This window comes from Rhodococcus sp. PSi06, from assembly GCF_054960675.1.
The window spans coordinates 23,965-44,063 of the sequence record NZ_JBHNYO010000004.1; the positions used below are offsets into that span (position 1 = coordinate 23,965).

Annotated in this window: 20 protein-coding genes; 9 read left to right on the forward strand and 11 right to left on the reverse strand. The window is 64.5% G+C overall.

The window, feature by feature from the left end; genetic code table 11:
• Window positions 1-5: 5 nt before the first annotated feature.
• From ACFI9K_RS06620 to ACFI9K_RS06630, 3 genes are read right to left on the reverse strand one after another with little or no spacing between them, the layout of a single operon-like run.
• On the reverse strand, window positions 6-2,372 hold the full coding sequence (locus ACFI9K_RS06620) for an FdhF/YdeP family oxidoreductase (RefSeq protein ID WP_462662776.1): 2,367 nt from the start codon (window positions 2,370-2,372) through the stop codon (window positions 6-8).
• Window positions 2,373-2,421: 49 nt separating this feature from the next.
• Window positions 2,422-2,682 carry an acyl-CoA-binding protein gene (locus ACFI9K_RS06625; protein ID WP_222095017.1) on the reverse strand — a complete coding sequence of 87 codons (261 nt, stop codon included), beginning with the start codon at window positions 2,680-2,682 and terminating at the stop codon, window positions 2,422-2,424.
• A 28-nt stretch (window positions 2,683-2,710) separates the two neighbouring features.
• Window positions 2,711-3,280 carry a TetR/AcrR family transcriptional regulator gene (locus ACFI9K_RS06630; RefSeq protein WP_462662777.1) on the reverse strand — a complete coding sequence of 190 codons (570 nt, stop codon included), beginning with the start codon at window positions 3,278-3,280 and terminating at the stop codon, window positions 2,711-2,713.
• 23 nt (window positions 3,281-3,303) lie between these two features.
• On the opposite strand from ACFI9K_RS06630, the gene ACFI9K_RS06635 reads away from it, so the two are divergent.
• Complete coding sequence (locus ACFI9K_RS06635; protein WP_462662778.1) at window positions 3,304-4,236, forward strand: oxygenase MpaB family protein; 933 nt, start codon at window positions 3,304-3,306, stop codon at window positions 4,234-4,236.
• Window positions 4,237-4,265: 29 nt separating this feature from the next.
• The gene (locus tag ACFI9K_RS06640; protein ID WP_462662779.1) at window positions 4,266-5,048 is read left to right on the forward strand and encodes an alpha/beta fold hydrolase; all 783 of its coding nucleotides are present in this window, start codon (window positions 4,266-4,268) and stop codon (window positions 5,046-5,048) included.
• Between the two features lie 54 nt (window positions 5,049-5,102).
• Here ACFI9K_RS06640 and ACFI9K_RS06645 read toward each other — a convergent pair whose 3' ends face one another.
• Both ACFI9K_RS06645 and ACFI9K_RS06650 read right to left on the reverse strand, forming a co-directional pair.
• Complete coding sequence (locus tag ACFI9K_RS06645) at window positions 5,103-6,419, reverse strand: class I SAM-dependent methyltransferase (RefSeq protein ID WP_462662780.1); 1,317 nt, start codon at window positions 6,417-6,419, stop codon at window positions 5,103-5,105.
• Window positions 6,416-7,861 (reverse strand): FAD-binding oxidoreductase, encoded by a 1,446-nt coding sequence (locus ACFI9K_RS06650; protein ID WP_462662781.1) that lies wholly within the window; start codon window positions 7,859-7,861, stop codon window positions 6,416-6,418. Before ACFI9K_RS06650 ends, ACFI9K_RS06645 begins: the two co-directional genes overlap by 4 nt.
• Before the next feature lie 256 nt (window positions 7,862-8,117).
• On the opposite strand from ACFI9K_RS06650, the gene ACFI9K_RS06655 reads away from it, so the two are divergent.
• The gene (locus tag ACFI9K_RS06655) at window positions 8,118-8,552 is read left to right on the forward strand and encodes an SRPBCC family protein (protein ID WP_462662782.1); all 435 of its coding nucleotides are present in this window, start codon (window positions 8,118-8,120) and stop codon (window positions 8,550-8,552) included.
• Here the strand turns inward: ACFI9K_RS06655 and ACFI9K_RS06660 are convergent.
• A complete protein-coding gene (locus ACFI9K_RS06660; protein WP_462662783.1) occupies window positions 8,549-9,199 on the reverse strand; it encodes a TetR/AcrR family transcriptional regulator in 651 nt (216 codons plus the stop codon). The genes ACFI9K_RS06655 and ACFI9K_RS06660 overlap by 4 nt on opposite strands.
• Window positions 9,200-9,265: 66 nt before the next feature.
• Here ACFI9K_RS06660 and ACFI9K_RS06665 point away from each other — a divergent pair, with 66 nt between their 5' ends.
• The 3 genes from ACFI9K_RS06665 to recR all read left to right on the forward strand — a co-directional run bounded on the left by ACFI9K_RS06665 (window position 9,266) and on the right by recR (window position 10,924).
• Window positions 9,266-9,697, forward strand: coding sequence for a cytidine/deoxycytidylate deaminase family protein (locus ACFI9K_RS06665; RefSeq protein ID WP_462662784.1), 432 nt, complete (start codon window positions 9,266-9,268; stop codon window positions 9,695-9,697).
• Window positions 9,698-9,967: 270 nt separating this feature from the next.
• Complete coding sequence (locus ACFI9K_RS06670) at window positions 9,968-10,306, forward strand: YbaB/EbfC family nucleoid-associated protein (RefSeq protein WP_317564856.1); 339 nt, start codon at window positions 9,968-9,970, stop codon at window positions 10,304-10,306.
• 9 nt (window positions 10,307-10,315) lie between these two features.
• Entirely contained in the window at window positions 10,316-10,924 is a 609-nt protein-coding gene (gene recR / locus ACFI9K_RS06675; RefSeq protein ID WP_032379989.1) for a recombination mediator RecR, read from the forward strand.
• Window positions 10,925-10,940: 16 nt separating this feature from the next.
• Here the strand turns inward: recR and ACFI9K_RS06680 are convergent, their stop codons facing one another.
• Genes ACFI9K_RS06680 through ACFI9K_RS06690 form a run of 3 tightly spaced genes read right to left on the reverse strand, consistent with a single transcriptional unit; the run spans window position 10,941 to window position 13,848 of the window.
• Window positions 10,941-11,645: a type 1 glutamine amidotransferase gene (locus ACFI9K_RS06680; protein WP_462662785.1), complete on the reverse strand. Its 705-nt coding sequence runs from the start codon at window positions 11,643-11,645 to the stop codon at window positions 10,941-10,943.
• Complete coding sequence (locus tag ACFI9K_RS06685) at window positions 11,638-12,900, reverse strand: MurT ligase domain-containing protein (RefSeq protein ID WP_462662786.1); 1,263 nt, start codon at window positions 12,898-12,900, stop codon at window positions 11,638-11,640. Before ACFI9K_RS06685 ends, ACFI9K_RS06680 begins: the two co-directional genes overlap by 8 nt.
• A gap of 51 nt (window positions 12,901-12,951) precedes the next feature.
• Window positions 12,952-13,848 (reverse strand): EamA family transporter, encoded by an 897-nt coding sequence (locus ACFI9K_RS06690; protein ID WP_462662787.1) that lies wholly within the window; start codon window positions 13,846-13,848, stop codon window positions 12,952-12,954.
• A 72-nt stretch (window positions 13,849-13,920) separates the two neighbouring features.
• Here ACFI9K_RS06690 and ACFI9K_RS06695 point away from each other — a divergent pair, with 72 nt between their 5' ends.
• From ACFI9K_RS06695 to ACFI9K_RS06705, 3 genes are all read left to right on the forward strand, one after another.
• Entirely contained in the window at window positions 13,921-14,817 is an 897-nt protein-coding gene (locus ACFI9K_RS06695) for a LysR family transcriptional regulator (protein WP_462662788.1), read from the forward strand.
• 69 nt (window positions 14,818-14,886) lie between these two features.
• Window positions 14,887-15,072 (forward strand): hypothetical protein, encoded by a 186-nt coding sequence (locus ACFI9K_RS06700; protein WP_462662789.1) that lies wholly within the window; start codon window positions 14,887-14,889, stop codon window positions 15,070-15,072.
• A 433-nt stretch (window positions 15,073-15,505) separates the two neighbouring features.
• Window positions 15,506-16,303, forward strand: coding sequence for a hypothetical protein (locus tag ACFI9K_RS06705; RefSeq protein ID WP_462662790.1), 798 nt, complete (start codon window positions 15,506-15,508; stop codon window positions 16,301-16,303).
• Window positions 16,304-16,379: 76 nt separating this feature from the next.
• Here the strand turns inward: ACFI9K_RS06705 and leuA are convergent, their stop codons facing one another.
• Together leuA and ACFI9K_RS06715 are read right to left on the reverse strand one after the other, a co-directional pair.
• The gene (gene leuA, locus ACFI9K_RS06710) at window positions 16,380-18,191 is read right to left on the reverse strand and encodes a 2-isopropylmalate synthase (RefSeq protein WP_462662791.1); all 1,812 of its coding nucleotides are present in this window, start codon (window positions 18,189-18,191) and stop codon (window positions 16,380-16,382) included.
• Between the two features lie 151 nt (window positions 18,192-18,342).
• Window positions 18,343-20,031 (reverse strand): FUSC family protein, encoded by a 1,689-nt coding sequence (locus tag ACFI9K_RS06715; protein ID WP_462662792.1) that lies wholly within the window; start codon window positions 20,029-20,031, stop codon window positions 18,343-18,345.
• Window positions 20,032-20,099 lie beyond the last annotated feature (68 nt).

Sequence of the window (20,099 nt, forward strand, 5' to 3'; positions counted from 1 at the left end):
ACCGGTCAGCTCAAGTGGTGTGGCTGAGGATGCGACTTGTGCCCCTCGTCGGATCCCTCGTTGTCCTGATGACCGCCTGCGGTACCGGTCGCCCCTGCTCCGGCCGGGACCATCGAGATGATCACGGACTTCGACGTAGGGCAATTGCTCTGCAGCGCAGTCGAATCCAAGGGAATCAACGGATTGGTTTCCGGGTAGTACGCGGCGGCCGATCCGCGTGGGGTGTCGTATTCGACGATGCGGAACGACGGAGCGCATCGTTCGACGTCGTCGTCGTCCCATCTGGTGACGAGATCGACCATGTCGCCGTTGCGGAAGCCGAGCGTGGAGATGTCTTCGCGATGCACGAAGATGACGCGTCGGCCGTTCTCGATTCCGCGGTACCGATCGCTGAGGCCGTAGATCGTGGTGTTGAACTGATCGTGGCTACGCAGGGTCTGCAGAATCAGATGGCCCGGCGGAACCTGCAGTACGTCGATCGGCGAGACAGCGAATTCGCCACGGCCACTCTTGGTTTCGAATGTCCGACTGTCGCGGGGTGGGTGGGGCAGGATGAAGCCGCCGGGGCGTCGAACATTTACCTCGTAGCCCTCGCAGCCGGCGACGACACGCGAGATGTGCTGACGAATGTTGCGGTAGTCGTCGCGGTAGCCCTTCCAGTCGAGGCCGTATCGGTCGCCCAGTGTCGCCTCGGCGATTCCGGAGACGATCGCGACCTCCGAGCGCAGGTACGGGCTGGCGGGCTTGAGAGGACCGCGCGACGAGTGCACCGAGCAGGTGGAGTCCTCGACCGAAATCCACTGCTCACCACTGGCTTGCACGTCCTTCTCGGTGCGTCCCAGAGTGGGGAGAATCAAGGCGGTCTCACCGCAGACGAGGTGGGATCGATTGATCTTGGTGGAGATCTGCACCGTCATGCGCATCTTGCGCAGCGCCTGGAACGTGACGTCACTGTCCGGCGTCGCCTGGACGAAGTTGCCGCCGAGTCCCAGGAAGAAATGCGCCTTGCCGTCGCGCATGGCACGAATGGAATCGACGGTGTCCAAGCCGTTCTCGCGCGGCGGCTCGAAGTCGAACTCAGCGGCCATCGCGTCGAGGAAGGCCACCGGAGGGCGCTCCCAGATGCCCATCGTTCGGTCGCCCTGCACGTTCGAGTGGCCGCGCACCGGCAGCAGACCGGCACCCGACTTACCGATATTGCCCTGGGCGAACGCGAGATTGGTGACTTCCTTGATGGTGGCGACGGCGTTGCGGTGCTGCGTCAAGCCCATCGCCCAGCAGAAGACGGTGGCCTTGGAGTCGCGCAGCATTTCGGCGGCCTCGGTGATCTGCGCTACCGACAATCCGGTGACCTCGGTGACGAGATCCCAGTCGACCTCGGCAACATGTGCCTTCCAGGCGTCGAAGCCGACGGTGTAGTTGTCGAGGAACTCGTGATCGAGTGCATCCCACTTGACCAGCAAGGAGCCGAGGGCCTGGAACAGCGCGAGATCGCCGTTGAGCTTGATGGGCAGGTGCAGATCCGAGAGGTCCGTGCCCGGTCCCACCATGCCGCGCGGGGTCTGTGGGTTCTTGAAATTGAGCAGCCCGGCTTCGCGAAGGGGGTTGATGGACAGAATCTTTGCGCCGTTCTGCTTCGCCATTTCCAGGGCCGAGAGCATACGGGGATGATTGGTGCCGGGGTTCTGACCGGCCAGGATGATGAGTTCTGCAGTGTGAACGTCGTCGAGCGTGACGCTCGCCTTGCCGATTCCGATGGACTCCTGCAACGCGATGGACGTCGACTCGTGACACATGTTGGAGCAGTCGGGCATGTTGTTGGTGCCGTACGCCCTGGCGAACAACTGGTACGTGAACGCGGACTCGTTCGAGGCGCGACCCGAGGTGTAGAAGATGGCCTCGTCCGGGCTGGCCAGGCTCTTCAGCTCGTCACCGATCAAACGGAACGCGTCGTCCCATTCGATGGGCTCGTAATGGCTGCCACCGGGCAGCTTGATCATCGGATGCGTGATGCGGCCCTGCTGGCCGAGCCAGTGCTCGGTGTGGGAGTCGAGCTCGGCAATGCTGTGCTGCGCGAAGAACTCCGGAGTTGCGCGCGTGGTCGTCGCCTCTTCGGCGACGGCCTTGGCACCGTTCTCGCAGAACTCCGCGGCATGCCGATGACCGGGATCGGGGTCCGGCCACGCACAGCTCATGCAGTCGAAGCCCTCGGCCTGGTTGAGCTTGAGCAGCGTCTGCGCCGTGCGCACCGGACCCATGTGTCCCAGCGCGCGCTTCATCGAGACCGCGACGGCGGTAGCGCCCGCCGCATGGGTCTTCGGCTTCTCGATATCGAGATCGGCCTCGTCGACGTCGCTGTCGGTGCGTCTCATGCGGGTCCCTTCGTTGCGTTAACCCCCGCACTCGACCATAGCCGTTGGCTCAGCCGGCGAGGAGCTTGGTCACCAGATCCACGTACTGCTGCTTCGCCGAATCCTGGCTCGTACCTTCGAGCTTCGCCCAGGCATCGAACTTCGCACGGTTCACCATGTCCAGCCGCCCGGGACGCTTACCCGTGACGTCTCCGATCGAACCCTGCTTGTAGAGCGAGTACAGGCTCAGCAGATCGTCGTTGCTCGGCTTGGACGTGAGCTTCTTGACGTCTACCTGAGCATCGGCGAACGACTGATCGAGATCGGACATGGAAGAGCTCCTTCGGTTAGAGGTGGTGTCATCCTCGCACGGAGGCCTCGGAAATCAGCCGAATGCAATGTGCCACGAGGGCTTCACGGGTGACGGTGACAGTGCCGTCGAGGTAGCCGATGAACAGGGCGGTCAGAGCGCCGACGGTTCCGACGGCGATCAGCTGTCGGTCGTCGGTGTCCGGCAGCTGTGACTGCACCAGCTCGACGAAACCGGGAAGCAGGTCGAGGCCACGTCGGCTCAGCGCCGGTTCCGCCAACGGCGCGATGAGCAGCACCCGACCCGTTCGCGGTTCGTCGATGATGAGTTCGACGAACGCTCGGACGGGCGCGGCGATGGTCTCCGCGGGCGAGCTGTCCGAGAGGGCGTCCTCGAGGGCGGTCCGCGCCCGCGCGCCCACCCAGGCGTACACCGCGCGAACGAACGTGTCCCGGTCGGCGAAGCTCTCGTAGAAGTACCGTTCGGTCAGGCCGGCGGTTCGACAGACGGCGCGCACGTTGACGGCCGGACCGTCCGCGGAGCCGAGGAGCTCGACCCCCGCGGCGAGAAGCGCGTCGTATCGCTTGGATCTGCGCTCTTCCAGCTGTTGACTACGCATGTTGTCAACCCTAGTCTGACAACATGCGTAGTCAGAGTGACCGCCCAATCCCGCTCGGTCCCGACTCGCTCACCTGGAAGTACTTCGGTGACTGGCGCGGGATGCTGCAGGGCGTCTGGGCGGGATCCATGCAGAACATGCACCCCGGCCTCGGAGCGGGCGTCGAGCAGCATTCGACGTTCTTCGACGAGCGATGGCAACGCCTCTACCGCTCCCTGTATCCCATCGGCGGAGTGGTGTTCGACGGCGACCGCGCCGAGGAAACAGCCCTGGCGGTGCGCGGCTACCACCACGACATCAAAGGAATCGACGCCAAGGGGCGCACGTATCACGCACTCGATCCCGAGACGTTCTACTGGGCGCACGCCACCTTCTTCATGGGCACGGTGCTCACCGCCGACCGCTTCATGGGCGGGCTGACCGAGGCGCAGAAAGTACAACTGTTCGACGAGCACGTGCAGTGGTATCGGCTCTACGGCATGAGTATGCGTCCGGTTCCCGCGACGTGGCCCGAGTTCCAGACGTACTGGGATCACATGTGCCGAAACGTGTTGGAAGACAACATGGCTGCCCGCGGGGTGCTCGATCTGTCGAAGTTGGGGCCACCGCCGTACGCAGCGTGGGTGCCGCCACGAGTGTGGACGGTGCTGCGGCGTCCGGTGGCAGCGCTGATGGTCTGGATCACCGTCGGGCTCTACGACGAGCCGGTGCGTGAACTCCTCGGCTATCGCTGGTCTGCCCGCGACGAGCAACGCTTCGCGCTGTTCGGTAGGGCGGTGAACCTCGCGTTCGGGCTGGTGCCGCGGCGTCGCCGACTGCACCCACGTGGCCGGGCCGGATGGGATCGCGCCCAGGGGCGAATTCCAGCCACGGCGCCGCTGGTGCACACCCCGGCTCGCAATCTGCCACCGGCACATCGGCGGTCGAACCCGTCGCACTACAGCCCGAATGTGTAGATCGACGGTCCAGGGGTACATGCCGGGGTATGTACAACCTCAGAACCGGACGCGGTAAGCCGCTTGTTCTCGTGCACGGGCTCGGATCCTCGCACCGAAACTGGGATCCGATCGTTCCCGCGCTCGCCGCGCACCGAGAGGTGATCGCCCTGGATCTGCCCGGATTCGGGCAGACACCGCCACTGCCCGAGGTCTCGATCGCGACGCTCACCGATTCGGTGCGCGACTTCCTCGACGAAGAAGGACTGTCCGACGCCGATCTTGTCGGCAGTTCGATGGGTGCGCGCATGGTCGTCGAACTTGCGCGCCGGGGTCACCGCGGTTCGATGGTCGCCCTCGACCCGGGCGGCTTCTGGAACGACCGCCAGGTTCGGATATTCGGAGCAACCATTACGGCATCGCTGGCATTGATGAAGCGGGCGCAACCGCTGGTGCCGTTCCTGGCCGGTAATCCGGTGACGAGAACTGTTGCGCTGGCTCAGTTCTCGGCTGCACCGTGGAAATTGCCGAGTGGATTGGTGGAGCGGGAGCTGAAGGGCTTCTCGGCCCGGACCTCACCGTCACTGGACGCCGCTCGTAAGGCATTGATCCACGGACCCAGGCAGCTCGGTGCCGCGAAGGGATCGCTGAACGGGTCACTGCTCATCGGCTGGGGTCGTCAGGACAAGGTGACGACTCCCAGCCAGGCCGACGTGGCGTCGGAACGATTCCCCGACGCCACCGTGCACTGGTTCGACAAGTGTGGACACTTCCCGCACTGGGATCAGCCCGTCGAGACGGCTCGAGTGATCCTGCGGGCGACAGGTCGCTGACGCTCCCATGTGCACGGAACTTCGTAGTCCACTACGAAGTTCCGCTCACATCGATCAGCCGTTCCACCACGGACGCAGCGGTACGTCGGCCTGCCCCTTCGGTCCGAGCTTGACGGCCAGAACCTGATGCAGCTGAACCACATTGCGCTCGAATCCCAAGCGGGATCCGGCCATGTACAAGCCCCAGACCCGGGCCGTTCCCTCGCCTGCTTCGGCGACGCACGCGTCCCAGTTGTCCACGAGGTTGCGGCACCATCCGGCGAGAGTGAGCGCATAGTGCTCGCGCAGATTCTCCTCGTGCCGGACTTCGAGACCGACATCCTGGATCTCGGTGATGATGCGTCCGGATCCGGTGAGCTCCCCGTCGGGGAAGACGTAGCGGTCGATGAAGCTGCCCGCCTTGGCATGAGCGCGATTGTCCGGCCGGGTGATCGAGTGATTGAGCAGTCGACCGCCGTCACGCAATTTGGACTGGATGAACGAGAAGTACGACGGGTAGTTGTGCACACCGATGTGCTCGGTCAATCCGATCGACGAGATGGCGTCGAAGTTGGTCTCGGCCACGTCGCGGTAATCGGAGAAGCGCACCTCGGCCAGGTCGGAGAGTCCCTCGTCGGCGATGGCCTTCTGCGCCCACGAGGCCTGCTCCTGAGAAAGGGTCACGCCGATCACGTGGACGCCGCGGCGCGCGGCATAACGCACCATCGAACCCCAGCCGCAGCCGATGTCGAGGAGGCGATCGCCGGGCTTCAGACCGAGCTTGTCGAACACCAGGCGATACTTGTTCTCCTGCGCACCTTCGAGCGACTGGTCCGCTGCCTCGAACGCCGCGCACGTGTACGTCATCGACGGGCCCAGCACCATCTCGTAGAAGGCATTGGACACGTCGTAGTGGTGATGGATCGCTTCGGCATCACGGGTCTTGGAATGCCGCAGACCTTCGGCAATGCGACGCCACCGCGGAATCGCCTCCTGGGGTGGAGGAGCGATGGGCCGCAGTACATCCCAGCCGAGTGACCGGGCGATCGAGGTCAGGGTCATGGCCGACGGGCGGCGAAAGTGGAGCTCGTCGCCCATCAGGGCGAGCAGTTCGTAAGGATCGCCGGGATGGACGCCGGTAGCCTCGAGATCGCCGGAGACGTAGGCGCGGGCCATACCGAGATCGCCGGGAGCTGTTGCGAGATAAGTGGTTCCGCGTGGACTCTTGAGGTTGAGACCGATCTTCGCATCCTCGGGTCCAGCGGCACTGCCGTCGTACGCGGTGAAACGCAGCGGAATGTTGCCGTCGGAGATCAGTTCCAGAATCTCCGAGATCTTGAGCTTCTGGCTGCCGTTCGCCGTGCGATTACCTGAGTCCTTGAACGTCGTCATTTGCGTTGCACCGCCTTCGAGTACAAATCCAACAATCTGGTGTCGGGATCATATTTGTTTTTCAGTTCGATATATCTGTCGCCGCCGTACAGCACGGCGAATTCGTCCTCGGTGTAGTAAGCGTCCGAGTACAGCGATTTATGCCCGGCGAAGTCGGTGACCTTCTTCTCGATCGCGCGGTTCGCGGCACCCTCGGGTTCGCCGGCGACGATGGGGACGGACGACCAGAAGCCGATGTTGACGTAGGTCCGTTTCGGTTCGAGCGGATACAGCGGCCACGGGCGCGCCGGATTGGCTCCGGCGGCCGCGGGCTCGCGAAGTCGCAACGGGCACAACCACAACGGCTCGATAGGAACGTTGCCCAGGAACCACGAGACGAAGCCTGCGGTGTGTTCGATCGGAACCTCGACGTCCTGCACGACGCGTTCACGCGGCGGATTCCCCTTGCGCTTCTCGAGCCGGTCGGCGATGTCGTACTTGCGATCGAGCCCGATCAGCTTCCAGTAGAAACTGCTGCGTCGGTACTTACGCGGCCAGAAGCGTCGAATCTTCGGGTTCTGGGTTCCGAATGCGCGGGAACACCAGAACCAGTCGGTGTCCCAACGCCACAGATAGTCGTGAATGGTCAGCCGATCGGTTTTCGGTGTGTCCGAATCGTGCTGTATCGAGCGGTAGAAGATGTCTGCGCCGGTGTAGTCGCTGACGGGTCCGGGTTCGTCGGTCTGAACTCCCAGCGTCAGATAGCTTTCATCGGCGCTGAAGACCACCCCGTCGAGGTACTGGACGGCTATACCGTCGTACTCGCGTCGGGTGACAATCGCGTCCATCGTGGATTGGAGCGTCTCGAGGTCGTGGAATCTCAAGTGACGCAACGCGACATAGGGCAGGACGGGCTCGAGCTGAATTCTCAGCCGGGTCGAATAGCCGAGGGTGCCGTAGGAATTGGGGAAGCCCCAGTACAGATCGGCATGTTCGCCTTCGGGTGTTGCGGTGACGATCTCGCCGCTACCGGTGAGAACGTCCATCTCGAGGACCGACTCGTGCGGTAGTCCACTGCGAAACGACGTCGACTCGATGCCGAGCCCGGTGACTGCGCCGCCGAGGGTGATCGTCTTGAGCTGCGGGACGACGAGGGGGGCCAGGCCGTACGGAAGCGTCGCGTCGACGAGGTCCTCGTAGGTACACATACCGGCGACATCGGCGGTACCTGCCGCCGGGTCCACGGTGATGACCTTGCTCAAGCCGGACACGTCGAGGCCGGGAGTATTCGATGTCGTCCTGGCCCGAAACAGGTTGGACGTCTTCTTCGCCAGACGCACCGTCGCAGCGGAGGGGATCGCTCGATAGCTGCGAAGCAACTGCTCGACACCCGACCGGTGCGCTGCGTAACCGCTCTCCCTCGGTTCTGGCCGTCGTCCGAGAAGAGCATTCACTGAAGCCACGTGCAAACGCTATATCTCGTATCCCTCGGTATCCACCGGCGTGGGCGTCCCACCGGTGAAACTTCACGCAACTGTTGCCGAAACCGGGCACGGAATCGGACCAATTCGGACAAAATGGTTGCATCATGCATGTGTTTTCAGCGTGCGAACTTTTTTTGTGAGGCACGACACATGCCGTCCGGCACGATGCCGAACCCGACCGCGCGACGAGGCAGGATGGACGCACATCTTGTTCGCAATCGAAGGAGTACGTTCCGTGGCTCAGGTCAGTGCATCCAGTTCCGTCACCATCGCCACCACGCCGGATCGGGTGCTCGCCGCTCTCGCCGACTACGAGACTGTCCGACCTCGCATCCTGCCCCAGCAGTACCGCGACTACGAGGTGGTTAAGGGCGGTCAGGGCGACGGAACAGTGGCGAAGTGGACCCTGCAGGCCACCGAGAAGCGGGTGCGCAACGTTGCCGCGACCGTCACCGTATCCGGATCGACGATCACCGAGCGGGATGCCAACTCGTCCATGGTCACCACCTGGTCGGTAGCCCCGGACGGATCCGGTACTTCGGTCACCACGACGACGGAATGGACGGGCGCGGGCGGAATCGGTGGATTCTTCGAGAAGACGTTCGCACCGCTCGGGCTGAAGAAAATTCAGGCCGCGACACTGGACAACCTGCGCCGCGAGTTGATCTAGTACTGCTCGAAGTCGGGATCCTGGATGAGCGCCAGGGTTCCGACCACCACGGTGCGCATCGACCACAGGAACATGCCGTCGGGGCCGCGATCGTTGTTGTCGTGCGCCTCGGGCAATGTGTCGAGATCGGAACCCTCAGCGATCTCGGCATCGAGTTCGGGTGGCCGCCCGCCGGCGTGGTGAACCATGGCCCCCAGCGCGAGCGCATGTTCGGCGACATTGGTGACGGCCCAGGTGGCCTGCTTGGCCGTGAGACCGTAGCGAACCCGATAGCGAGTGTGCACCGCATCGATCATTCGAATCGTGTCCACTGCACTGGGCGTCAAACCGAGCAGATACTCCGCGATGCCGGGGTTCTGGTGTACCTGATCGCGCATCGCAACGCTGAACCGCAGCAACGCATCGTGCATCGACTCGTCGTCGGCGGGAAGCGGCGGCGACCAACGGCGCAGAATTTCCTCTGCCACCAGGGCCTTCAGAGCGTTCACATCGTCGATGTTGTTGTAAATCGCGACGATCGACACACCCAGGCTCTGGGCCACCGACTTCACCGTCACCTTCTGCAGAGTGATCGCGATGCCTGCCTGGGCCATGGTCTCGGGAGTCACCCGGCGCTTGCGAGGAGTGTGGCTCGCCGGCTGATCCATGCCGTCAGACTACGGCCCCTCAGTAATGACGGAAGCTCAGTCGCCGGGCCTTACTAGAATCGCGTCGTGTTCTTCGCTTCCGCGCGACCCGTGACCGACGGGGATCGGACCCTGGTCGAAACAGCCAGACAAACAATCGATGCGACGACGGATGCGGGCCCTGGTGAGGACGGAATCCATACGATGGGTGCCGCGGTGCGAGTGTCGGACGGCCGCACCTTCGCCGGGGTCAACCTCTATCACTTCACCGGTGGCCCATGCGCAGAGACCGTCGCGCTGGCGGCGGCGCGGGCAGCCGGTGCTACTGAGCCGACGCTCATCGTGGCGGTCGGCAACCACGGGCGCGGGGTGAAGAGCCCGTGCGGCAAGGACCGTCAGATCTTCGCCGACCTCTACCCCTCGATGCGCGTCATCATCGATACCCCCGACGGCCTCGTCAGCGTCCTCGCCGGCGAACTCCTGCCCGCCGGTTACGACCATCACGCGGAGCAACGCTGATCCTCGTTCGGTTCGGCTGTGCTGAGTGTCCACTATTCGTGGCTGCAGGCGCGATCCCGTGTGTGCGGTCAAATTGTGGACAGTGAGCTGGGCTGTTGGGTTCGACTGTGCTGAGTGTCCACTATTCGTGGCTGCGGACGTGATCCCGTGTGTGCGGTCAAATTGTGGACGGTGAGCTCGGTAGTGGCGATTCGACGCACGGTGAATCGCAGCCATCGAAGGTACGACTACGCTGGAGGGCGCTTTCGACCCACGCGAGAGGACGGCACAGTGCAACCCGGTGAGCAGCCAGACATGGCATCGATTCTGCAGCAGGCTCAGCAGATGCAGCAGCAGTTGATGGCGGCGCAGGCAGAGATCGCGGAGACCGAAGTGACCGGCCAGGCCGGCGGTGGACTCGTCGTCGCCACCGTCAAAGGGACCGGTGAGGTGGTCGGACTTACCATCGACCCCAAGGTCGTCGACCCCGAGGACATCGAGACCCTCCAGGACTTGGTGATCGGTGCTATCGCCGATGCGTCGAAGGCAGCGCAGAACGTTGCGAGCGAGAAGCTCGGCCCCCTCGCCGGCGGTCTCGGCGGCGGCTCACTCGGACTACCCGGCTTCTAGGCGAGAAGAGTGTACGAAGGTCCGGTACAGGATCTGATCGACGAACTGGGAAAGTTCCCCGGAGTCGGTCCGAAAAGCGCTCAGCGCATTGCCTTTCATCTCTTGGGCGTCGAGCCACCCGAGGTGGATCGGCTCATGCGCGCGCTGCAGCGCATCCGCGACGGCGTGCAGTTCTGCATAGTCTGCGGGACCGTCTCGGACAAGGAACTGTGCCGGATCTGCGCCGACTCACGACGCGACAGGTCCATGATCTGCGTCGTCGAAGAGCCCAAAGATGTTCAGGCCGTGGAACGTACGCGCGAATTCAAAGGTCGCTACCACGTACTCGGGGGCGCGCTCGATCCCCTCAATGGAGTGGGTCCCGATCAGCTGCGGATCCGGGAGTTGTTGACCCGTGTGGGAACTCAGGACGACGGCGTCGACGTCACCGAGGTCATCATCGCCACCGACCCCAACACCGAGGGTGAAGCAACTGCCACCTACCTGGTCCGCATGATGCGCGATTTCCCCGGTCTGGCCATCACCCGTCTCGCCTCCGGTCTGCCGATGGGCGGAGACCTCGAGTTCGCCGACGAACTCACTCTCGGCAGGGCTCTTACCGGACGGCGACGTATGTGAGTGCCTGCCGCAGGTGCTAGCGGAGCCGCTCCTTGCGAAGTTGCGCCACCTCGGGCAGTTCGAGGGGAGCGAGAGTGGTGCCCAACGCACGCTCGAGCAAGTAGTCCGCCAACTCCGGGTTTCGGGCGAGTACGGGCCCGTGCATGTACGTGCCCAGTACCGAACCTTGTACGACGCCTTCGCGTCCGTCGCCGACGCCGTTGCCCACACCGTGTGTGACCTTCGCGAGTGGGGACGCGTCGGGCCCGAGTGTCGTTCCGCCGCGGTGGTTCTCGAAGCCGGTGAGTTTCTGCGTGAGGCCGTCCAGCGCGGGCTCGGTGACGACCTCGCCGATCGAACGTGTGGCCTGCGGCGCGGTGGTGACATCGAACAGTGAGATGCCATCGACGCGTTCGCCGGCGGAGGTCTCGTACCAGTGACCGAGTACCTGGATCGCGGCACAGATGGCCAGCACGGGAGCGCCACGAGCCGCGGCGTTCTGCAATCCGGGGTACCGGGTGAGGTGACGCGTCGCCAGGCGTTGCGCTGAATCCTCGGCTCCACCAAGGGTGTACACATCGAGTGAATCGGGAACCGGATCGCTGAGCGTGATCTGCACGACCTCGGCGTCGATATCGCGCATGCGCAGCCGCTGTCGGAGAATCAGTGCGTTGCCGTTGTCGCCGTATGTGCCCATGACGTCGGGCAGAACGAGGCCGATGCGAACGGTGGACTCAGACATCTTTCACCTCACGTGCCAGCGCGCGACCGAGATCGCGGAACGCGGTGTAGTTGGCGAGTACCTCGACGCGTCCAGGCGGGCAGGAAGCAATGGCCTGCAACGGATCTGCGACGGTTGTGTGCTTCGAGCCCGCGTAGAGCAGGCGTACCCCGAGGTCGGTTGCCCGCTCGCCGGCAGCGACCACGGCGACGTTCTCGAAGTGCTCGAAGCGAACGTCCCACAGCCACGACAGGTCTTCGCCGTCGGGCACCTGACCGTTGACGGCGATGACGAGCCCGTCGCAGGTGGGGTCGATCATCGACAGCGCTTCTTGCCAGCCGGCGGGATTCTTGGCGAGAAGCATTCGGACGGAATGGGATCCGTACTGGACGGTGGAGTAGCGTCCAGCCACCTCGTCGACGCCCGACGCGGCTGCGACGGCATCTTCTGCACTGGCACCGAGGGTCACCGCAGCGGCGACGGCCTGAGCTGCGTTGCCGCGGTTGGCTTTTCCGGGGAGCGCGAGTTTCATCGGCAGAACGAGTCCGTCGGGGCCGTAGAGATTCTCGTCGTCGAGCCACCAGTCGGGCGTCGGCCGCTTGAAATCACTGCCGGTGCTGTACCAGTGCTCGCCCTCCCACAGGATGGGCTCGCCCGTGCGGGGGCAGCTGACCGAGTCGCCCGCCCACCCGCCACCGGCGGCGACCCAGACCACGTTGGGGGCATCGAATGCAGCTGAAGTGACCAGTACGTCATCGCAGTTGGCGATGACGACGGTCTCGGGGTGCCGGGCCAATCCTGCACGAAGCTTGCGTTCGATCATGTTGATTTCGCCCACACGGTCGAGCTGATCGCGGCTGAGGTTGAGCAGCACGATGGCTGCCGGGTCCACCGCGTCGGACACATGAGGAACGTGCAGTTCGTCGACCTCGAGAGCGGCCAACTCCGCGTCGAAATGTGCGTGCAATGCCGCGACGATGCCGGCGTCCATGTTCGCGCCGTCCGCCTGGGTGGCGACGTCGCCGAGAGTGGACAGGGCCGCCGCCGTCATCCGTGTGGTGGTGGACTTGCCATTGGTGCCGGTGACGATGACGGTGCGTCGACCACGTCCGAGCCCGCCGAGGATATTCGGGTCGATCTTCAGCGCGACGAGTCCACCGATCATCGAGCCCTTGCCCCGGCCTGCCTTGCGAGACGCCCAGGTCGCCAGCTCCGCCGCGCGCAATGCCACGCGGCCCCGCGCGCCGATCTTCCTGCGCTCACCCACATCAACCATCCGCCGAGTCTGGCACAGAAGAGCGCGCAGTTTCACGTCGGTAGTGGCCGGTCACACCGGTGCTTTCTCCAACACTTCGACAGGTCTGCGCGCTGCCATACCGCCCAGGCAGCCGCCGATGACGATCACTCCGCCGACGAGGGCGAACAGTGACGGAGTTTCGTCGAGAAAGGCCCAGGCACCGGCAATGCCCACGACGGGAACCAGGAGAGAGAAGGGCGCGACGAGCCCCGCCGGGTTGCGGCTCATCAGAATGGTCCACAGCCCGCTGCCCAGGATCGTGGCGAGAATCACGGTGTACGCCAACGCGACCAGAGCAGGCCAACCTTGCGGGCCGAACGAACCTGCCAGCGCGTGCCAGCCCGTGGTCGGGCCCTCGACGGCGGCCGACAGTGCCAGCATCGGCACAGGGGGCACGACGGTCATCCACAGCATCAGCGTCATCGGGGAATCGGACTTGGCGAGTCGGTTTCCTAGATTGCCGAAGGCCCAGCCGAGTCCTCCCAGCAGGGTGAGGATGACCGGCAGGAGGGTGGCGTTCTGAGCACGGTCCCATCCGATCAGCACCATGCCGAACACGGCGACCGCAATGCCGATGGTCTGCCTGCGGGTGACGTGTTCGCGCAGCAGAATCGCGCCGAGAACGACGGTGAACGGCGCGGACGACTGCAGCACGAGCGACGCCAACCCGGTGGGCATGCCGGTCGCCATCGCCGCGAACAGGAAGGCGAACTGAAGGAAGCCGAATCCGAAGCCGTACAGCAGCAACCACTTCAGTGGCACTTTCGGTCGCGGCACGAACACGATGACGGGAATGGCGATGACCAGGAACCGGATCGCGGCGAAGAAAAAGGGTGGGAGGTGATCCAGCCCGACGCGAATGGCGAGGAAGTTCAACCCCCACAGCACGGCGACGGTCAAACCGAGGATGCGGTCGCGGGTGGTCATGCCGTCAATCGTGACCCGTGCCAATGATGAGCACAATCGAATAAATCCGCAGCAACAGTTAAGGTTTTCTACATGAACGTGGAGCGTCTCCGGATTCTTCGAGAACTGGCCGATCGCGGGACCGTCGCCGCCGTCGCGGACGCGATGTCCATGACTCCGTCGGCCGTATCCCAGCAACTCAAGCTGTTGGCCAGAGAAGCCGGCGTGACGCTTCTCGAGCCCGATGGTCGTCGCCTCCGTCTCACCGACGCGGGACGCGCCTTGGTGCTGCGAACCGACGATGTCCTCGCGGCTCTGGCCCGCGCCGGAGCGGAAATGAACCGATACCGAGCCTCCCCGCAGGGACGCGTGCGTGTGGCCCTGTTCCCGTCGGGCGCGGCACTGCTGCTGCCTGGAGTGCTGACGCGGCTCGCAGACTCGGACGTCGATATCGACGCCCGCGACGAAGATCTGCCCGCCTCCTCGGTGCCCGAACTACTTGCCGATTACGACGTGGTGCTCACTCATCGCGACGAGCGGGCGCCGTCGACCGCAGGCCCCCGCATCGAGGTGACGGCGTTGATGCGAGAACCCATCGACTTGGTACTGCCTCCCGATCACCCCTTGGCGCAGCACGGCTCGGTTGACCTGAGGGACCTCGTCGACGAGCGCTGGATCAGCGTTCGTGGTGGGTTTCCCGTCGACGACGTGCTGTTGTCGGTGGCCGCCGCGACGGGCGTACAGCCGCGAGTGATGCAACGTATCAACGACTTTCGAGTGACCGAGACCCTCGTCGCCGCCGGACACGGAGTCGCGCTCATGCCCAGATATGCCGTCGTGCATCCCGATCTGGTGCGCCGGGAGCTCTCCGGCGTCAGGGCGGGTCGCATCTACGAACTGGCAACGCGGCCCGATGCGCGTCGACTGCCCGCAATTGCTGCGGTGACGGACGCCTTCGAGGCGGAGGCGAAAGCAACGACCAGAAATTAGCGGGACCGCACCGCCGCCAGATGCGTTAGCATCGGTAACGATCCTGATCGACGAACCAGGGGAGGCGTGATGAAGTTGCTCGTGGCCGGCGGCGTGTACACCGTTCTGATGTTCGCCGCGTTCGTGTTTTTCGACGACAGCGCTGTATGGAAGTCCCTGCTGGGGGCATTGGTGGCGGGAGCGCTGTTCACGCTGCTGACATGGCTCTACGAACGACGTGCCCCGACCGGCAGCTCTGCCCGACAGCGGTCCTGAAACGAAAAGCCGCCCATTCGCATCGAGTGGGCGGCTTTTTCGTCGAGCAGGGGAACTTACTTCATTGCCCGGTTCCGACGCCCCTGGTGTTGGGATCGCCGAGTTCGCGGGTGTCTGAATTGGTAGCGGCGCATAGATCCAATCGCAACCCGATGTGGTGCCAGAATCCATACATCTGGCTCGCACCACAGGCCGCACAACCGGAGGTTCTGCAATGGGACATCTCTCAGCGAGTTCAGAGTCGGTCCTTCGGTTCCTGAGCCGAGGCAGGATCGCTGCCGGCGTACGGGACCGCTGCCTTCCGCGATGTGGTTTCCGTGGCGACCCGTCATACGGGAGCGCGGACGCTGCGGCCCCAGCACGTGCGGCGGATTCGGACGCTCGATTCCGGTCGCTCGGATCTGCGGTCGCCGCTTCCCGTGCCTGCGGTGTCGTGGCATTGATAGTTCTGGCGCTGGCGGGGTGCTCGAATCCCCCTGAGCAGGACGCCCCTTCCGGCATGACCGCCTCGGCCTACCGGTCGCGCGTCGACGACGCGATCGGTGGCCAGTTCCAGATCACAATCGCCAACACTGGTAACCGACCGATTGCGGTGCACACCATCGCACTCGCCTCTCCTGGATTTGCACCCGTCGCTCCTACGGTGCGCGAGATCGAGCTGCAGAAGGGCGGCCGGATCGATATTCCGACTCCATACGGCGCGGCTCGATGTGACTCGACTGTAGGACCCTTGGCCGCGCGCCTGTCCGTGACCCGCGAAGGCGAACGGGAGCAGGACGTCGAGGTTCCGCTCGCGCAACCGTACGACATCATCGACCGCATCCATTCGGAAGAGTGCACGGCCGAGCAAGTTTTGTCGAAAGTGTCGATGACGCTGTCGCTTTCGTCGCCCCCGCCTGTCTCGACCGATCCTTGGTCCGCCAGTCTGCTGGTGTCTCGCGAGTCTTTCGACGGACCGATTCGGGTCGACGAACTGCGGGGCAGCGTCCTCTACGACGTGACCGGTGTGCTCCCCCGAACGCTGCAGTCCGACAGTGATTCCCTGGCCGTTCCGCTCACCATCACCACAGCGTCGTGTGAAGCGCACGCGATCGCGGACTCGAAGAAGCCATTCGTCTTTCCGATCTACCTTGCCTTCGGCGACGAAAAGCCGGTGTACGCGCGGATCCCGGTGCCGACCGAAACGCAGAAGCAATTGGTCGCGTATCAGGGCGCAGCCTGTATGCGCTAGCTGGTTGTCCCGGTCCGGCATCGAAAAAGCCGCCCATTCGCATCGAATGGGCGGCTTTTTCGTCGAGCAGGGAAAGTTACTTCATCGCGCGGTTCACAGCCGATACCACCGCACGCAGTGACGCTGTGGTGATCGAGGTCGCGATTCCCACGCCCCAGACGGTGGTGGCGACGCCGGACGGCGAGGTGACCGATGCCTCGACGTAGGCCGCGGCCTGAGCGTCGTCGCCTGCCGACAGTGCGTGCTCGGAGTAGTCGAGGACACTCACGTCGTAACCGATGGTGGACAGCGCGTCGACGAACGAGGCGAGCGGCCCGTTGCCGGAGCCGGAGATTTCCTGCTCGACGCCGTCGACCTTGACCGTCGCGGTGATAGTGTCGGTACCGCCGTCGTGCTCGGCCGCGACCACCGACTGCTTGATGCGCTCGAGCGGACGGATCGGGGTCAGGTACTCCTCGGCGAAGACGTCCCACATTTCCTTGGGCGAGACCTCGCCGCCCTCACCGTCGGTGATGCGCTGGACGGCCTGGGAGAATTCGATCTGCAGGCGACGCGGCAGGTTCAGTCCGTGATCGGACTTCATGATGTACGCGACGCCGCCCTTGCCGGACTGCGAGTTGACGCGGATGACGGCCTCGTAGGTGCGGCCGACGTCCTTGGGGTCGATGGGCAGGTACGGTACCTGCCACGTGATGTCGCCGATGTCCGAACCCTGTTCGTCCGCAGTGACTTTCATGGCGTCGAGGCCCTTGTTGATCGCGTCCTGATGGCTGCCGGAGAACGCGGTGTACACCAGATCGCCGCCGTAGGGGTGACGCTCGGCGACGGGAAGTTGGTTGCAGTACTCCACCGTTCGGCGGATCTCGTCGATGTTGGAGAAGTCGATCTGCGGATCCACACCGCGAGTGAACATGTTCAGGCCGAGCGTGACCAGGCAGACGTTGCCGGTGCGCTCACCGTTGCCGAACAGGCATCCCTCGATGCGGTCGGCACCGGCCTGGTAGCCGAGTTCTGCTGCGGCAACGCCGGTTCCGCGATCGTTGTGCGGGTGCAGTGAGAGCACGATGCTGTCGCGGCGGTCGAGATTGCGGCTCATCCACTCGATCGAGTCGGCGTAGACGTTCGGCGTCGCCATCTCGACGGTGGCGGGCAGGTTCAGGATCAGCGGCTTCTCGGGCGTCGGATCGATGACGGCGGTGACGGCGTCGCACACCTCTTTGGCGTAGCTGAGCTCGGTACCGGTATAGGACTCGGGGGAGTACTCGTAACGCCAGTCGGTATCGGGGAACTTGGCTGCTTCTGCGAGAACCTTACGGGCACCGTCGGTCGCGATCTTCTTGATGACCTCACGATCGGCCCGGAACACCACCTTGCGCTGCAGGATCGACGTCGAGTTGTAGAAGTGCACGATGACGCTGCGAGCGCCCTCGCACGCGACGAACGTGCGCTCGATCAGTTCGGGACGGCACTGCGTCAGAACCTGGATGGTGACGTCGTCGGGAATCGCGCCGTCCTCGATGATCTCGCGGACGAAGTCGAAGTCGGTCTGGCTGGCAGACGGGAAGCCGACCTCGATCTGCTTGTAGCCCATCCGAACAAGCAGATCGAACATGCGGCGCTTGCGCGCGGGGCTCATCGGATCGATCAGCGCCTGATTGCCGTCGCGCAGATCGACGGCACACCACTGCGGCGTCCGGTCGATGATCTTGTCCGGCCAGGTGCGGTCCGGGAGGGTGACGGGCTCCACTTCCTCGGCGAACGGCCGATAACGGAACGTGGGCATCGAGGAGTTCTTCTGGGTGTTCCACACGGGCTGGTCGCTGGGCGCGGGCCGTGAGGGCGGGGTGATGGTGCGAGATCCCGAGGTGAATGCGTCGGCTGGTGACATGGTCTTCGTCTCTCCGTACAGATCAAAACAATGTGTTCGACCGGCGCAACGAACCCCGCGACGGGAAGCCAGTCTGGTCTCAGACCCCGTCGCGGCTGTTAAGAAGGAGAGCTCGCAGCATGGGCTGAGTGTACTACCGCAGACCGACCACTCACCCCAGGGTTCGGGACTCGAATTTTTCGGCCACAGCGTCGTGCCTGCGCTGCCACTGATCGATGTCGTTCAGTCGTCCGACATCGGCGGCGGTCCAACACCGCGCGAGGAGTTCGTATCCGAGGTGATCGACCTCCGCATGCCGATCCCACACTCGATGCGCCCAGCGGCGATCGTTGTGCGCCGCTTCGGCTCCCGCGAGCGCGGCACCGACCAGCTCGAACTGCACGTCCCGTCGAAGTTCCAAACTCAGTGCTGCCGTTGCCTTCTCGGTCCGCAGGGTCGTCAGCAAGCGGTCCGTCAAGTGCAGAACCCGCCGATCGGACCACAGCAGCGCGCGCCGAAAGGCACCGGGCATCAACAGCCACAGCGCCGCCAACGCCAGGGCGACACCCACCGCCGTTTCGACCACCCGATCCACGACGATGCCGCCGAGCGGAGCTCCCGGATGCGAGATGGTGCCCATCAACAACGCGAGCGGGGTGATGAAGGTGACGGCGAGACCGTAATTGCGAGCAATACTCATCTCGATCGCGAACTGCAGCACCATCAACACCACGATCACGGCAAGACCGGTCAGCGGCGAGAGGGAGATCGCGGCGAACAGGACCACTCCGGCGAGAGTTCCGCCGAGACGTTGCATGCCGCGGTACGTCCCGTGGACGCGATCCGGGCCCTGTTGCAGCACGAGTACTGCGCCGAGGATCGCCCAATCCGGCCTGCTCAGATCCAGCGCCACACTGATTCCGCCTGCCGCGGCGGCGGCGCAGAACACGCGGATCGCCGTCGACGCAGCGTGGGCGTCGCGATGCAACGACCGAACCAACCGATACCCGACGCCGGGACGCGCCAACGGCAGCTGGTCCTGTGGCGTTTCCACAGCGGCGTCCGGGTCGGGCAGCGTGCCGGCGCGCGCCGATGTGCTCGTCGCAAACGCGCGATGCGCGTCGAACAGGGTTTGTACGAGCGCCGGGCGCGAGGCCAACCGAGCCGATCCGGCCTCGTGCAGCGCGGCCCAGGCAGCGTGCAGACGCGAGGCCGCAGCATGTCGATCGGCCACGGAAGGCGTCGGCGATGTGGTGTATTTCTCGATGGCGGCCACCGCCGCGCCGACGGCAGTCCGTTCGGGCCCCCTCGAGTCTCGAACTACCCCCGACATCGCGATCACCAGGGCAGACGCCACCCCGATCGCCGCGCACAGGGCACCGCGAGTCGCGCTGATATCGGCAACCGGGAGGTACGACGCCACCGCGCACACCAGGACGAAGAAGAAGGCTCCCGGCGGGCCGAGTCGCAGCGCAGCCACGACATACACCGCGATGAGGGCGAGAACCGACAGCACCAAGACCGGGATCATCCGCGCCCAGCCGGTCTCGCCGAAGTCGAGAGAGAGCCGACCGGCCGTCGCGCCGAGCCACACCGACGCCACCAGGGCGGCTCCTGCGGTCAGGACCACCCACCAGCGCGAACGGTAGGGACGGCCTTCGCCGTAGATGACGGCGAAACTGCCCGAGACCACCAGCAATGCCTCGGTATGGAACCCGAGCAGCCACGCCAGGATCGCCGGAACACCGAACGCCAGGGCCGAACGCAGACCACCGGGCCAGCGACGGCCGACGGCGGGGAGCCCGAAGAGCACCCGCAGACCTCGGGCCGGCGGTGGTGGGCGATGTTCGGGAACGGTCACTCGAACATGTTAGGACAGGCGAAGCCGCAGGCAGACCACCCTGAAGTCCCAGCTCGGAGCTACCCGGA